Source organism: Undibacterium sp. CCC3.4 (genome assembly GCF_034347425.1).
Lineage (GTDB): Bacteria > Pseudomonadota > Gammaproteobacteria > Burkholderiales > Burkholderiaceae_D > Undibacterium.
The window spans coordinates 4,188,740-4,204,329 of sequence record NZ_CP133779.1; the positions used below are offsets into that span (position 1 = coordinate 4,188,740).

At 52.2% G+C, this 15,590-nt stretch carries 13 protein-coding genes; 1 reads left to right on the plus strand and 12 read right to left on the minus strand.

Features of this window, described 5'->3' with window-relative positions; genetic code table 11:
* Positions 1-2 precede the first annotated feature (2 nt).
* From RHM61_RS18535 to istA, 6 genes are all read right to left on the minus strand, one after another.
* Entirely contained in the window at positions 3-2,396 is a 2,394-nt protein-coding gene (locus tag RHM61_RS18535) for a bifunctional salicylyl-CoA 5-hydroxylase/oxidoreductase (RefSeq protein WP_322248792.1), read from the minus strand.
* Positions 2,397-2,429: 33 nt separating this feature from the next.
* Positions 2,430-4,070 (minus strand): AMP-binding protein, encoded by a 1,641-nt coding sequence (locus tag RHM61_RS18540; protein ID WP_322251131.1) that lies wholly within the window; start codon positions 4,068-4,070, stop codon positions 2,430-2,432.
* Between the two features lie 490 nt (positions 4,071-4,560).
* The gene (locus RHM61_RS18545; RefSeq protein ID WP_322248793.1) at positions 4,561-5,328 is read right to left on the minus strand and encodes a DUF4145 domain-containing protein; all 768 of its coding nucleotides are present in this window, start codon (positions 5,326-5,328) and stop codon (positions 4,561-4,563) included.
* Positions 5,329-5,906: 578 nt separating this feature from the next.
* On the minus strand, positions 5,907-6,215 hold the full coding sequence (locus tag RHM61_RS18550) for a hypothetical protein (protein ID WP_322248794.1): 309 nt from the start codon (positions 6,213-6,215) through the stop codon (positions 5,907-5,909).
* A 548-nt stretch (positions 6,216-6,763) separates the two neighbouring features.
* Positions 6,764-7,531 carry an IS21-like element helper ATPase IstB gene (gene istB, locus RHM61_RS18555; RefSeq protein WP_322248795.1) on the minus strand — a complete coding sequence of 256 codons (768 nt, stop codon included), beginning with the start codon at positions 7,529-7,531 and terminating at the stop codon, positions 6,764-6,766.
* Positions 7,532-7,542: 11 nt separating this feature from the next.
* On the minus strand, positions 7,543-9,066 hold the full coding sequence (gene istA, locus RHM61_RS18560) for an IS21 family transposase (RefSeq protein ID WP_322248796.1): 1,524 nt from the start codon (positions 9,064-9,066) through the stop codon (positions 7,543-7,545).
* A 660-nt stretch (positions 9,067-9,726) separates the two neighbouring features.
* Between istA and RHM61_RS18565 the strand changes: the two genes are divergently transcribed.
* Positions 9,727-10,065 (plus strand): hypothetical protein, encoded by a 339-nt coding sequence (locus RHM61_RS18565; protein ID WP_322248797.1) that lies wholly within the window; start codon positions 9,727-9,729, stop codon positions 10,063-10,065.
* Positions 10,066-10,322: 257 nt separating this feature from the next.
* Here RHM61_RS18565 and RHM61_RS18570 read toward each other — a convergent pair whose 3' ends face one another.
* From RHM61_RS18570 to RHM61_RS18595, 6 genes are all read right to left on the minus strand, one after another.
* Positions 10,323-10,808: a GNAT family N-acetyltransferase gene (locus tag RHM61_RS18570; RefSeq protein ID WP_322248798.1), complete on the minus strand. Its 486-nt coding sequence runs from the start codon at positions 10,806-10,808 to the stop codon at positions 10,323-10,325.
* A complete protein-coding gene (locus RHM61_RS18575; protein WP_322248799.1) occupies positions 10,801-11,070 on the minus strand; it encodes a DUF1778 domain-containing protein in 270 nt (89 codons plus the stop codon). Before RHM61_RS18575 ends, RHM61_RS18570 begins: the two co-directional genes overlap by 8 nt.
* 257 nt (positions 11,071-11,327) lie before the next feature.
* A complete protein-coding gene (ftsB, locus tag RHM61_RS18580; RefSeq protein WP_322248801.1) occupies positions 11,328-11,654 on the minus strand; it encodes a cell division protein FtsB in 327 nt (108 codons plus the stop codon).
* 63 nt (positions 11,655-11,717) lie between these two features.
* Positions 11,718-13,001, minus strand: coding sequence for a phosphopyruvate hydratase (eno, locus tag RHM61_RS18585; RefSeq protein WP_322248802.1), 1,284 nt, complete (start codon positions 12,999-13,001; stop codon positions 11,718-11,720).
* 44 nt (positions 13,002-13,045) lie between these two features.
* Positions 13,046-13,897 carry a 3-deoxy-8-phosphooctulonate synthase gene (gene kdsA / locus RHM61_RS18590; RefSeq protein WP_322248803.1) on the minus strand — a complete coding sequence of 284 codons (852 nt, stop codon included), beginning with the start codon at positions 13,895-13,897 and terminating at the stop codon, positions 13,046-13,048.
* A gap of 9 nt (positions 13,898-13,906) precedes the next feature.
* Complete coding sequence (locus RHM61_RS18595; protein WP_322248804.1) at positions 13,907-15,544, minus strand: CTP synthase; 1,638 nt, start codon at positions 15,542-15,544, stop codon at positions 13,907-13,909.
* Between the last annotated feature and the right edge of the window lie 46 nt (positions 15,545-15,590).

Genomic DNA, 15,590 nt, shown 5'->3' on the forward strand with positions numbered 1-15,590 from the left:
TGTCACCCTTCCAGTAATTGTGCCGCAATCTGTTGCGGCGTCAGACCGGCAGCCGCGGCGGCAACCTGACGTTCGCGTGCCAGATTTCGTTCCAGTTGCATTTTTCCAGCCAGATATTGCTTTGGCCAAGCGATGTCAGCACAAGCAAGCTGTGCCGCCTGATGCAAAGTCCAAGCCGGATCCGCCAAATGTGGTCGACCAATCGCACACAAATCGGCACGCCCGGCAGCGATGATGCTGTTGACATGATCGGCTTCGAAAATCGCCCCGACCGCCATGGTCGCGATCTGCGCTTCGTGACGAATCCGGTCGGCAAACGGCGTTTGAAACATGCGCCCATACTGCGGTGCTTCGCGCTTACTGACCTGGCCCGAAGAACAATCGATCAAGTCGACTCCCGCATGTTTGAACAGTCGCGCGATTGCCACCGCATCGTCGACACTGATACCACCCTCAACCCAATCGTGAGCGGAAATCCGTACCGACATCGGCTTATGCGTCGGCCAGACTGCACGCATCGCCGCGAACACTTCGAGCGGAAAACGGCAACGCTGCGCCAAGTCGCCACCATACTCATCTTCACGTTGGTTGGTCAACGGGGAAATAAAACTCGACAATAAATAACCATGGGCGCAATGCAGCTCAAGCCAATCAAAGCCGGCCGCCTCAGCCGCGTGCGTCGCCTGCACGAAATCCTGCAACACCTGCAGCAACTCTGCCGCCGTCGCCGCCGTCGCCCACTGCGACACCCCGCTCAGATACTGCTGCGGGGAGGCGGAAATCAAGGGCCAGCCGTCGTCTGTGAGCGGTAAATCAATGCCATCCCAGGCCGCTCGAGTCGCCCCCTTAGCACCGGCATGACCAAGTTGCACAGCAATTTTGGCATCACTGTTGGCATGCACAAAATCGACGATGCGCCGCCAAGCCAGCGTGTGTTCCGGTGCATACAAGCCGGGACAAGCCGGCGTGATACGCGCCGCCGCCGAAACACAAGTCATTTCAGTAAACACCAGCGCCGCGCCGCCGAGCGCGCGACTGCCGAGATGCACCAGATGAAAATCACCAACCACGCCGTCGAGCGCCGAATACTGCGCCATCGGCGAGACCACGATACGATTTTTCAAGACCAGCGCACGCACGGCAAACGGCGTCAACATCGGCGGCAAGGGCTGCGCCGTGATCGGCATCGCCAGGCCGGCGGCGGCAAACGCGCTCTGTGCGAGTTGCCGCTCCACTTCGGCGACATAGGCAGGATCACGCAGGCGTAAATTTTCATGCGACAAACGCTGGCTGCGGGTCAGCATGGAATAGGCAAACTGTGAAGCCGACATAGCGGTATAGCGCTCGACGTTTTCAAACCATTCCATGGAATTGCGTGCCGCACTCTGTATCTTCAACACTTCCAAAGAACGCGAAGCTTGATATGCACTCAGCACCGCAGCCATCCCGGCCGCGCCGTGAACGGCGAAGCTGTGCGCCAGTTCGATCGCATCTTCGAGCGCCAGCTTGGTGCCGGAACCAATCGAAAAATGCGCGCTATGGGCGGCATCCCCCATCAAGACCAGCGGTACGGCGCGACCATGTTGCGTCGTCATATGCACCCAGTTTTTGCAAACGATGCGAGGAAAAGTAATCCAGTTGGCCGAACCACGTAGATGCGTAGCATTCGCCATGAGCGCATGACCATCGAGATACTTGGCGAATACTTTTTCACAAAACGCGATCGCCTCTTGCTGCGACATGCGATCGATGCCGGCACGCAGCCACACGGCTTCCGGGGTTTCAACGATGAAGGTGGCGGTATCGCCATCGTATTGATAGGCATGCGCTTGGAACCAGCCGAATTCGGTTTCTTCGAACGCGAACGTGAAAGCGGAAAACAGTTTTTTAGTACCGAGCCAAACAAAGCGGCATGTGCGTTGTGCTATGTCGGGCTGGAATGTGGCAGCATAGCGACTGCGGATGCGACTGTTGAGGCCATCGGCAGCAATCACCAGATCGGCTGCATACGACTGCGCCAGCACCTGATCATCATCAACATCGTTGTCAAACACCAAGTCGACGCCGACTTCTTCACAACGCTGTTGCAAAATATTGAGCAAGCGCTTGCGCCCTATGCCGCAAAAACCGTGGCCGCCGGAACGGATGCACTCGCCCTTGAAATGCACATCGATGGCATCCCAGTGGTTAAACGATTGCAGAATCGCGCGCGCCGTGACTTCATCAGCCTGCGCCAACTTACCCAAGGTTTGATCGGAAAACACCACGCCCCAACCGAAGGTATCATACGGACGATTACGCTCGACTACCGTGATGCGGTGCGCCGGATCTTGTAACTTCATCAGCAAGGCAAAATACAAACCGGCGGGACCGCCACCTATACAAACTATATTCATCGGATTATCCTGATAAGGAGTAGGCAGAGCGACTCAGAGCGCATGATCACGCAATTTGAAACGTTGTAATTTACCGGTTTCGGTACGCGGCAAACTGCTCACCCATTCGATTTCGCGCGGGTACTTATACGGTGCAATCGCTTGCTTGACAAAATCCTGCATGGTTTTGCACAAGCCAGCGTCACCCACCCAGCCTTGGCGCAGCACAATATACGCTTTCACGCGTTGCCCACGCTGTTCATCGGCCACGCCAATCACCGCCGCTTCGGCCACCGCTGGATGCAGTAACAAAGCCGCTTCAACTTCGGGCCCGGCAATGTTATAACCGGACGAAATGATCATGTCATCAGTGCGTGCGCAATACCAAAAATAGCCATCAACATCGTAGCGATAAGCATCGCCAGTCAAATTCCAACCATTCAACACATACGCAGCCTGGCGTTCATCGGCCAAATAACGGCAGCCGGTCGGACCTTTCACCGCCAAGCGCCCGACCACACCAGGCGGCACCAGCACACCCTGTTCATCGAGCACACAGGCTTGATAGCCAGGAATCGGCTTGCCCGTGGCACCGGGGCGCGCTTCGGCACCGGCAGCAGAAATAAAAATATGCAGCATCTCGGTCGCACCTATGCCATCGATCATCACCAAGCCGGTAGCTGCGGCCCAATCGGCGCGCGTAGCTGCCGGCAAAGCCTCACCGGCGGAGACGGTTTGGCGCAGCGAAGTCAAATCAAAGCGCGTGACCAAGCTTGCCATTTGGCGATAAAAGGTCGGCGCGGTGAAACATATGCTGGCCTTGAAATCGGCAATCGCTTGCAGCAGCGATTCCGGACTCATTTTTTCCAATAACACCGCCGTGGCCCCTACTCGCAGCGGAAACAACAGCAAACCACCGAGCCCGAAAGTAAACGCCAGCGGCGGTGTGCCGATGAACACATCGTCAGGCTGCGATTGCAGCATAGAACGTGGAAAACAATCGCAGATGGCCAGCACATCGCGATGAAAATGCATGGTGCCCTTAGGCTTGCCGGTGGTACCCGAGGTGAAGCCGATCAAACACACCTCGTCGGCGGCGCTGTCGTAAGCAGAAAAAGTAGCCGGCTTGCCGACCATGCGCGATTCCAAGGCCAACGCATCGTCGGCCGCGCCGTTGAAATATAAAATCTGGCGCAACACAGGATGGGCACACAGCGCCACTTCCTCAGCCAGATCTGAGGCACACAAAGCATGACTGACCTGCGCCTTGTCGATGATCATGCCGAGTTCTTTGGCGCGCAACAGCGGCATGCTTGGTACCGCAATCCCACCAGCCTTGATCACGGCCAAAAAACAAGCGGCCAACATCGGCGTATTGGTACCACGCAAAAGCACGCGATTACCAGGCAGCAAGCCCAAGTCATCGACCAAGACATGGGCGATGCGATTGACCCGTTCTTGCAAGTCCTCATAGGTCCACGTCTCGCGATACGTCAGCAAAGCCGGATGAGCACCGCGCCCCTTGGCACAGGCATGGTCGAGCAATTCGGCGACGCAGTTGAGGCGAGCCGGATAATTCAGTTCCGGCAAAGTGAAAATCAAGTCCGGCCATTGCTCGGGCGGAGGCAGGTGTTGGCGCGCAAAATCGTCGCGCCGACCATCGTCACACTGGGTTACTGCCGCCGCTGTCGCCATAGTTAGCCCTTTCACTACAATCCGATAAACCCCCGCCTCACGAAACAACTTTAAACCTAAACTAAATCGAGGTAAAGCATTTTTTTGACCATGTACCGGCAGTACAGAGAAAACATGAAATAAACAAGTGCAGCGTCAGGGTAAGTGGTGGGGAAACGCGGATTTAATCCAACCGGTTTGCCCGCATCAACTAAGGCACACCGCTAAGTTGCCTCCTCGTTGGCAACGGTATTCCACTGCCATTAAAATCCGCGCCTCCCTAGGACATTCACCAGTTTGCAGCCTTCACTCAAAACAAGCCAGTTTTGAATACCAAGATTAAAATCCAGGCCGGGGAACAGCCTAGACTATCTGCGAACTTTTTTCGCAAGAGATAGCTAGCTCCTCCCAAGATTGAGTCAGCGCAATATTTGTTAATAACGCACTTGTAGCAAGTAGCTGTTAGATGAGTTACGGCTCGAAATTGAGCGAGTACCAATTTTGCATCAGATCACTTCCTCTTATACAAAGACTGCCCTTTCGCCTTATTAATATTCTCTGCCAGAGTGATGATTTGTGCCGTATCCACAGGTGTTTTCGGATACAAAACCGACAGACAATGTTCAAGCATTCGAAATCCATCAATGACCGACTCCCTTTGAAGCCCCCCTAGCTCATGCGTACCTACGTTACCAATCCACTTGACCGCCTCAAAAACCGTTTTGAGATCTGTATATTTGGTGGCATCAAGCATATCAATACGAGTATGAAGAGGTATACGGATAGTCAGATTACGATACCGCTCAATCAGTAAGCCATCGAGAATATATTCAACAGCGGTGCGAATTCTATTTGCACAAGAATCAAGATCTACCCAAAATAACTCACATGCTTTTTTGACCGAAGACAAGACCTGCCTGGGGACAGCTATTTCACTCTCAATGACTATTATCCTAACAGTCGGGTGAAAATACTTGGGTTCAAAATAGTCGCAATAAGAAGACCCATGATCCGTATCATCATAGTCCCGCTCAATTGAGCCAGTTCCGCAGAAAACAACTTTTTCGTTACAAAGGTTACAGCTAAGCAATCCATGAAACACATACTGAACCCAATCAAAATCAAATTGCGAGGAAGATCTGGACGTTTCAGTTTCACCATTATCTTCTTTTTGGAAATCTTCCTCCTTCAGCCTGAGTATACCTTTTGCACAAAACGGGCAGGGCCAGTGAGGTACATTGTCCAGAAAAAAATGTTGCGCGAATAAATTTTCGTCCAAATGGAACCTTCCTTTGAGTCGTTAGATGCAACCGTGGTGCTATCGAAAATCTGTAGATGAAATATTAACCAATTTAATTCGCCCAGAGTAACCATAGCCAACTTCCGAGCGCAGCCGCAAATGCAAAGACGGGATTTGAATTCCACTCTCAGCAGGCACCCAGAAAAAATTCACTCCAAGCACTCGCCAATCCGCTCGTGCTTGAGTGCCCCCCCAGATGCCGAGAGGCAGGCAGTCACCGGATTAGCCGACAAATACAACACGCTCAGCGAGCAGCTTCCGCTCATTGCGCTTGTCGCTCGTGTTGGCCTGATATCCCATTTCGGGAAATACCCTAAAACACGCCAGAAACGTCACGATCAAGCCGAGAATTCTATTGTCATAGTTGTAGATCAGGCATAATTCAGCCGCCACTTGTTTACGTTATTAGCAGACGAAGTTCAAACTATTTCTGAGCATATGAACGATACGATACACAGCTTTACGGTCGTTTTCGGGAGGGCCTTCCAAAAAGTCGAATGAATTGATACTACATCGTTGTTACCAACTACCGCAAATCGAACTGTCTACGACAAATCCTAATTTAATGTTCGGATAATTTCTGTGGTTAAGTCTTCGCCACCATTAATGTTGCGAATAATTGATGTTGGTGTGCCAATCAGACCCCACGGAATACCCCACCATCCAAGTACCACGGTAATCAAAATATGTTTTTTTGCATACCGCATATGTGACTCGTTCGGTGGAACAAAATATATATCTGAATAACGGCGTTGACTAAAGACTATAAATGACCGAGTTTCTTCAAACCGGAGAAAGCGCCACCCGTTATTTACTCGCTGCCTGATTTCTTTTGAATCAAGGCCTGCCACGCCTAAAATTGCCATCAATTACTCTACTTTCAAATGTATCTAAAATCTCGGACTAGCATCTTCGTATAGATCGGAAGTATGTTATCAATCGCCCATTATCCATTTATTAAGTTCTTTTATCCTCTTTTCTTTCTTTTCGGTAAGACAACTAAATAATATAACCCATCGCATTGAGCCACTATCGTTTAATGTCTATTGAGCTTTAAAATCAGTCGCAGGAAATCAAATCCAATTTGCTGTGCTTCTATTAACAATTTTTGGGTCTCAGCATAATTCGTGTCGTCATATTTGTCTGTGGAAACAAGCTTTTTAATTAATTTTGATATGCAAAATTCAATTCTTTATTTTTTTGGGCTAGGAGTCTGGGCGGCAATTTTATCTAATCATGTGAAACGGATAGAGGAGAATAAACGTTATGAGAATATAGCAACGAGCTACCTCCTCTACGAACCACAACAGCGACTGCTGTTACTGGGTATTCCGGCGAACGTGACCGCTCATTCTGGTGAACGTGACCGCTGCGCATAAGATGGCGTTACGCGGTCAAATTCTAACCTCTACGGTCACGATAGGTCGATGTTTTTCTCCTTTTTGATGATTTTAGGGCGCTCCGTGCGCAGCGAATCGCCGGTCAGCGTAAAACGGTGGTTGCGCTGCATGATGCGGTCCAGAATGGCATCGGCAATGGTGGCGTCACCGATCCACGCATGCCAGTGCTCGACTGGCAATTGGCTGGTGATGATAGTGGCCTTGTGGCCCGCTCGGTCATCAATAATCTCAAGCAAGTCCGAACGTGTCATGCCATCGATGCTACCCACCCCCCAGTCATCAAGCACCAATACGTCGGTTTTTGCCAACTGCAGTAACCATTTGCCGAAGACGCCACTGCCGTGCCGGATGCGTAGTTCTTCCTGCAAGCGCGGGACGCGTTGGTAAATTGCTGAGTAACCCCGCCGGCATGCGTATTGCGCCAGTGCGCACGCCAGCCATGATTTTCCAGCCCCCGTTGGCCCCGTCACCAATACACTGTGCCCGGCGCTGACCCAGTCGCCCAAAGCCAGACTCATTACCTCGCGCCGGTCAATTCCGCGACCAGCGCGACCGTCAATATCCTCAATCGCCGCCTGCCCATATTTTAAATGCGCATTTTTTAGCAGGCGCAACAACTTGCGGTCATTGCGAGCATGGACTTCGCGATCAATCAGTAGCGCGATGCGTTCCTCGAAGCTCAAGGCGGTCACGCCGGGCTGTGCCATTTGTTCTTCAAGGCCTGCCGCCAGGCCGTCCAGTTTCAAGGTGCGCAGTTGCGCCAGTGTGGTGTGCATCATCATCGTCTTATTCCTTATTGATAGTAACCAGGGCCACGCAAGTGGGCATGCTCTGGGCTAATCCATTCATCGGCAGCCACTGGAACACTCTGGTCGCGGTTGTTCTTCAGAATGTCATTCACGTGGCGATACTGGCACGCGCCGATCTGCAGGGCCAGCATGCAAGCCGCCTCAAGTCGTCCCTTACCGTAACGCTTGGCCAGCGACAGCAGACCCAGGCAAGCGCGGTAGCCATGCTCAGGATGTCGGTTTTCTGCCATCAAACGCGTGACCGCCTCGGCGCACGCAGGACCAATGCTCTCGCCCCAGTGGATCAAGCGCTGCGGCGTCCACTCCATCTGGGCACGGTGCGCCGCTGGCATGTGTGTGGCAATGGTGGTAAAGCCCCCGACACGGGCGTTACGAATGTGACTGGCGACACGTTGGCCGCGATGCAGTAACTCCACCGCAGTTGTGGTGATGCGCGCTTCGAGTTCCTGACCCACTAGAGTTTGCGGCACACTATAGCGATGGCGCTCGACTTCGACGTGGTAGTCAATATGAACCTTGACAGTTTTGACGTGGGCCATTTCGTAGCGTTGTAGCGGCAACGACAGCAAGGCTGGCGCATCAATCTCGGCGAAGGTGCTGGCGCGGCTACCAGGGAGCTTCTGGAATGGCTTATCGTTAAGCTGTGTCAGCAAGGGCATCATCGCCTGATTGACCTCGTGCACACTACTAAACTGCTGGTGGCGCAGACGGGCCATGATCCAGCGTTCGACGATTTGCACCGCTGATTCTGCCTTGGCCTTGTCCTGCGGATGGTAAGGGCGTGCCGGTAAAATGGAGGTGCCATAGTGACGCGCAAAGTCGAGCACAGTGTCGTTGCTGCGCGGTTCGTAGCGGTTGGCGTCGGCGATCATTGCCTTCGGATTATCCGGCACGATGAGCTGAGTGACGCCACCATAAAATGCCAGCGCACGCGCCGTCGATTCGAGCCAGTCGGCCATTGTTTCATGCGGTGTGGCACATGCGTAGGTGTAGCTGGAGGCTCCCATCGAGGCCACGAAGATGTGCGCTCGGCCACCATCGGTGAGAGCGATGGTGGGGCCAGCATAATCGATAAACAGCTTCTCGCCAGCACGGTGGACTTGGCGCATTGAGCGTTTAAGTTGCTTTGCGAAGCGCCGGTAGTTATCGCAAAATTGTGAGTAGGCATAGGTCTGCTGGTCCGCATAGTCGGCGCGGTGTTCCTCCCAGAGCAGCATTAATGTCATGCCTTTGCGCCGCAACTCGTGGTGTATGCGACCGTAATCGGGTTGTACATAATCGCGTGTTTTTTGGGAGCCAACCAACAGGCGTCGCTCCAGCGCGGCCTCATCGAGGCTCTGTACTGCGGCCCAGTCCAGAGCGGCAGCAGCAGCTAGGCCTACGTACTTGGTAACGACACCCTTGGATAGCCCCAACGCATCGGCGATCTGTTGGTGCGACAGTTTGGCGTCAAGCTTAAGCCGTAATACATCCTTGATTTTACGCATATTGATCCTTGGTGCGGGCACACTTTCTCCAGTCAAAAGGCTAGAAGCGTACCCGGTAGATTGCAAAATGCGTAACACTGTTATTGGGCAGTACAACGCCATTCCGGCATCGTGACCGTTGATTCCGGTATCGTGACCGCTGATTCCGCAAAAGGCATGAAATCGGTCACGTTCGCCCGGAATGGGCGGTCACGTTAAAATGGAATGACTGGTCACGATGCCGGAATCACTGGTCACGTTCCTCCGGAATACCCAGTTACCCCATACGCCACAAGATTGCTTGCCTGAAGCACACATTGCCTATTACGTCCGCAACACAATCGACTCGCTCAATTTAACTGCTTTCTGCACGCTAAACCGCAGGCCATCCCCGCAAAATTGCCCGAAAACTGCAAGAAGGCGTAGCGTTCTGGGCCCTGTCAGTCAGAAATTTTCCATTCTTCCGGACGATCTGTGATTTCTAGGCCAATCATCTCAAGGAATTGTCGGATATGTTTGTGCAAGTGGTGAAACTGATCAAAGATTCGGGTTGTCCAAACTGGGAACGGTTGCGGTTGATGAAACCAAGATCGAGGCCAAATCCACTAACGAGGCCGAAAAAATGTACCGGAACTGGCGCTGCCTGCGGAAATTGCGCGACGCGAAGACCGGCTTGCTGTAATACGAGCAGCACGTGCGCACTTGGAAAAACGTCAGCGCCAGACTGATACGGTGCGAGGTCGTGGCCCTGACGATGACACGCCAATGGGTGCTGATAATAATCCGAAAAGGGAGTCGCCTTTTAAAAGCAAATTCGGTGAACCAAAACCTAAAGCGCAGGACAGTTTCACCGATACGGGGAGCCGAATCATGAAGCACTCTGGTGGCAACTTTAATTACTCCTACAACGGCCAAACGGCCTTCAATGGCACTGCACACATTATTGGTGCTGCCGAATTGGGTAACAACACTAATGACTACGGCCAATTACCAGCGGTATTGGCGGCAGTAAAACGTGATGTTGGAACGGATCCCATCTAGGTCCTCGCTGGTGCAGGCGATCTCCCAGAAGCCGTGTTTGAACAATTACGTGATCATCCCACCGAATTAATTGTGGCCCTCGGACTAGAAGGTAAAAATGATTTGGTGATCGATCCTGAAAAGCGACCGTTGTGCGCTTTGATAGCATAAAAATTCAAGTCTAGCGAGACACAGACAGCTTACCGAAAACGAAAGTGGCTGCCTGAACCGCCTAATGAATAGATAAAAAGCGTACTCGGGTTTCGACAGTTTAATATTTATGTGCCAAGTGACAAATACAGCGTCATCGGATTATCGCTGCAGGGGGTAAACCCATAATACTCATAGAACGACTTGGCATCCTCCCCCTTTGCATCGACCACCAGTGCATACGCAGCCACATGTTTTTTTGCTTCCAAACAACGCTCAAGTGCACAGCCCATGAGGAGTCGCCCTAATCCACGATGGCGATGCGCTGAATGTGTCGCCAATCGTCCCAGACGAAAGCAAGGTACCGGATAACGCGGTAATTTTTGTCGTGTGCGTTCATCCATTTGAGACGCATCGATTTGCGCGGCGCTCAAACTGTAATAGCCTAATATCGTTTTCGGCTGGTCCGTATCGACCAACACCCGCACCACGGCGATCCCTTTTTTGCTTTGCTGGATAGCGAAGCGATGCAGATACTGATCCAACTCGGCAACACCAGAGACAAAGGCTTGGCGATCATGGCGCTGTGGGTCAAGCAATTGCTCTTCAAGCACGCTTCACCTTTTGCGCCAGGCTCAGAGCGTGTTGTAGCGCGGCATTCGGCGTAAAGGTCCCGTTCAGTGCCATCGTGAATGCCTGAAAATCACGGGCTGACATGGTGACGCGGGATTCACGATCTAACAGTTCACGTGCTTTTTCTTTGGCAGATGCGCGAACGAACGCCGCCATCGTGGTGCCAACTAAGGCTGCAGCACGAGAAACAAGCTCTTTTTCTTCCACATCCATTTTCAAATCAAATCGAGCAACAGCAGACATCTTCGACTCCTCTCATACGGTAAATATACGTATACGGCAATATACCGTATGAATAGTCAGTCGACAAGCAGCCCTTTCAGAAATCCTATCCTGCTTATGATAAGAAAAATTATGAAAAGTGATCATAGCTGAGGTCGCGATACATAGCCTGTAGGCAATAGCAAGGTCGGCATTGGCCTCAAATTAGCCTCAAACAAGTCGTGTTGAAGCATTTGATACCGCGCGAATTGTTGTCCACTTGGCCGTAACGGCCAAGCTCAGCGCCTCAGCGCCTCAGTGACGGCGGCCGGTGCCGGCGCCATCATGACAGCATTGGCATCAAGAATTTGGACAAAAATTTCATCCTTCTTGATCATACCCAGTTCGAAGCGCGCACGCTCTTCCACTGAATCAGTACCGTCTTTGAGATCGACTACTTCCGACTCGAGCGTGGCATTGCGCTGCTTGAGTTTATCGTTATTATTTTGTGCCAGCGCGACTTGGCGCTCAAATTCCCATACGCGCAACCAACCGCCCTTACCTAGCCACAGCGGGTATTGGATCATAGCCAGCAACAACAGGAAACAAACGGCAATCAGGCGCACAAACACTCACATAAAAATGACAAAAAGGGGAACACACGTTCCCCCTTTTTAAATAAAGACGAATTACTTCAAATTGTAAAATGCATCACGACCAGGATAGCTGGCGATTTCACCGAGATCTTCTTCAATGCGCAGCAATTGATTGTATTTCGCCATCCGATCAGAACGCGACAAGGAGCCGGTTTTGATTTGCAAAGCATTCATACCGACAGCGATATCAGCAATGGTGCTGTCTTCGGTTTCACCGGAACGATGCGAAATCACGGCCGTGTAACCGGCACGCTTGGCCATTTCAATGGCAGCAAAGGTTTCGGTCAAAGTACCGATCTGATTGATTTTGATCAGGATAGAATTGGCGATACCTTTTTGTATGCCTTCTTTGAGGATCTTGGTATTGGTCACGAACAGATCATCGCCGACGAGTTGGATTTTTTTGCCCAGTTTTTCGGTCAGAATCGCCCAGCCTTCCCAATCGCCTTCAGCCATCGCATCTTCGATCGAGATGATAGGATATTTATCGACCCAAGTTGCCAGCAGATTAGTGAAATCGGTAGCCGACAAAGTCAAGCCTTCGCCTTCGAGGTGGTATTTACCATCTTTGTAGAATTCGCTGGCAGCGCAATCGAGGCCGAGTGCGATCTGAGTACCTGGCTCGTAGCCGGCTGCTTCGATCGCTTCGATAATCATTTTGATCGCCGATTCGTGGTTATCCACCGATGGCGCAAAACCACCTTCGTCGCCAACCGCTGTCGTCAAACCCTTGTCGTGCAGGATTTTTTTCAATGCATGGAACACTTCGGCACCGTAGCGCAGCGCCTCGCGGAAGCTCGGTGCACCGATAGGGATAATCATGAATTCTTGAATATCAAGATTATTGTCAGCGTGCGCGCCGCCATTGATGACATTCATCATCGGCACGGGCAATTGCATCGCGCCGGAACCACCGAAATAACGATACAAAGGCAAACCGGCTTCTTCAGCTGCCGCTTTGGCCACGGCCATCGATACCGCCAACATGGCATTGGCACCGAGACGGCCCTTGTTTTCCGTACCATCGAGATCGATCAAAGTGCGATCGAGGAAGGCTTGCTCATTGGCATCCAGACCCATGATCGCTTCAGCGATTTCGGTATTGATATGCTCGCATGCTTGCAAAACGCCCTTACCGAGGTAACGGGACTTATCACCATCACGCAATTCGATCGCTTCACGCGAACCGGTCGAGGCACCCGACGGCACCGAAGCACGACCCATGACACCGGATTCGAGCAAGACATCACATTCTACAGTTGGGTTACCGCGTGAATCTAAAATTTCACGACCGATAATATCAACGATGGCACTCATTCAATTCTCCTAAACGATACTGCGAACAAAGCAAAACAATACAATTAAAAACTGGTTTCCAAGAAGCCGTTCTTTTTGACCACGCGATCAAGATCAAGTAAGGTCGCCAACAATTCTTTCATGCGTCCCAACGGCACCGCATTCGGGCCATCGGACATTGCCACAGCCGGGTTCGGATGCGTCTCCATGAACAGGCCGGCGATACCGACGGCCACCGCGGCACGTGCCAACACCGGCACGAATTCACGTTGACCACCCGAAGTGCTGCCCTGACCACCGGGCAATTGCACCGAATGGGTAGCATCGAATACCACCGGACACGCGGTCTCGCGCATGATCGCCAATGCGCGCATGTCCGACACCAAATTGTTGTAGCCGAACGAGGCACCGCGTTCACAGGCCATGAAATTATCTTCCAATAAACCTGCCGCCTTGGCCGCTGCGCGTGCCTTGGCGATCACATGCACCATATCGTGCGGAGCCAAAAACTGGCCCTTCTTGATATTGACCGGCTTACCGGAGCGACCGCAAGCTTCGATGAAATCCGTTTGCCGACACAAGAAAGCCGGCGTCTGCAACACATCGACCACCGCCGCTACCGCTGCAATTTCATCGATCGCATGAATATCAGTCAATACCGGCACACCGATCTGGCGTTTGACATCGGCCAAAATATCGAGCCCCTGCTCCATGCCCAAGCCGCGAAACGAAGTGCCGGAAGAGCGATTGGCTTTATCGAACGAGGACTTGTAAATGAATGGAATGCCCAAGGCGGCAGTAATTTCTTTCAGTTCACCGGCGGTATCGAGCGCCATCTGGCGCGACTCGATCACGCAAGGGCCGGCGATGAGAAAAAAAGGCTGGTCGAGACCGACCTCAAATCCACATAATTTCATCGTTTTTCCTTAAGCGTTTTTATGCGCCAGTACTGCTTTGGCGAATGAAATGAAGAGCGGATGACCATCGCGCGGGGTCGACTTGAATTCCGGATGGTATTGGACACCGATATACCAAGGGTGAGAATTCTCACCTTCGCGTGGCAATTCCATGATTTCACACAGATCTTCAGTCGGGGTACGCGCCGATACGATCATGCCGGCTTGCTCGACACGGGTCAGATAGTAGTTATTCGCTTCATAGCGGTGGCGATGGCGTTCAGTGACGACATTCCCGTAAATTTCAAACGCCAGAGTACCGGGCTTGACTGCACAAGTTTGCGCACCCAAACGCATGGTGCCACCGAGATTGGAGTTCTCATCGCGACGCTCGACTTTACCATCATGGTTTTGCCACTCATTAATGAGTGCTACCACCGGCTGTTCAGTATCGAGATCGAATTCGGTCGAATTCGCCATGGTCAAACCGGCTTTGTTACGCGCGTATTCGATCAAAGCGACTTGCATGCCCAGGCAGATGCCGAGATAAGGGATCTTGTTTTCACGGGCATAACGAGCCGCCATGATTTTCCCTTCGACGCCGCGTTTACCGAAACCGCCAGGTACCAGAATACCGTCGTATTTTTCCAGCGCCTTAGTACCGTGTGCTTCGATTTCTTCGGAATCGACGTATTCGATATTGACTCGGCTTTCGGTATGAATACCGGCGTGACGCAAGGCTTCGGTCAGCGATTTGTACGATTCAGTCAAATCGACATATTTACCGACCATACCAATAGTGACTTCGTCTTTCGGGTTTTCCAGAGCAAAAACCAACTTACTCCACATACTCAGATCAGCCGGTTGCGGGGCCAGACCCAGCTTGTCGCAAACGATTTTATCGAGGCCCTGATCGTGCAGCATCTGTGGAATTTTGTAGATCGTGTCGGCATCCCAAACCGAAATAACGGCTTCTTCCGGCACATTGGCGAACAGCGAAATCTTAGCGCGTTCATCATCCGGAATCGGACGATCGGCACGGCACAGCAGCGCATCGGGGAAAATCCCGATTTCGCGCAGTTTTTGCACACTGTGTTGTGTCGGCTTGGTTTTCAATTCACCGGCAGCGGCCACATACGGCACCAGCGTCAGATGGACGAAGGCAGCCGCATTGCGACCGGCACGCAGACTGAGCTGACGCGCGGCTTCGAGAAACGGCAACGATTCGATATCGCCGACCGTACCGCCGATTTCAACCAGCGCGACATCGGCACCAGCGGCACCGCGGTGAATGAATTCTTGAATTTCATTGGTGATGTGCGGAATAACTTGCACGGTTTTGCCGAGGTATTCACCACGGCGTTCCTTGCGGATCACCGACTCGTAAATCTGACCGGTCGTGAAGTTATTCACTTTCTTCATGCGCGCAGTGATGAAGCGTTCGTAGTGGCCGAGGTCGAGATCAGTCTCGGCACCGTCATCGGTCACGAATACTTCGCCATGCTGGAACGGGCTCATGGTACCTGGATCAACGTTGATGTACGGATCCAGTTTGAGCATAGTCACTTTAAGACCGCGCGATTCTAAAATGGCGGCGAGAGAGGCGGCAGCGATGCCTTTGCCTAATGAGGAGACTACGCCCCCCGTAACGAATACAAACTTAGTCATTGCAGAAGGTGCCAGACGGCACAAGCGGGAAATTCGAATTATACCT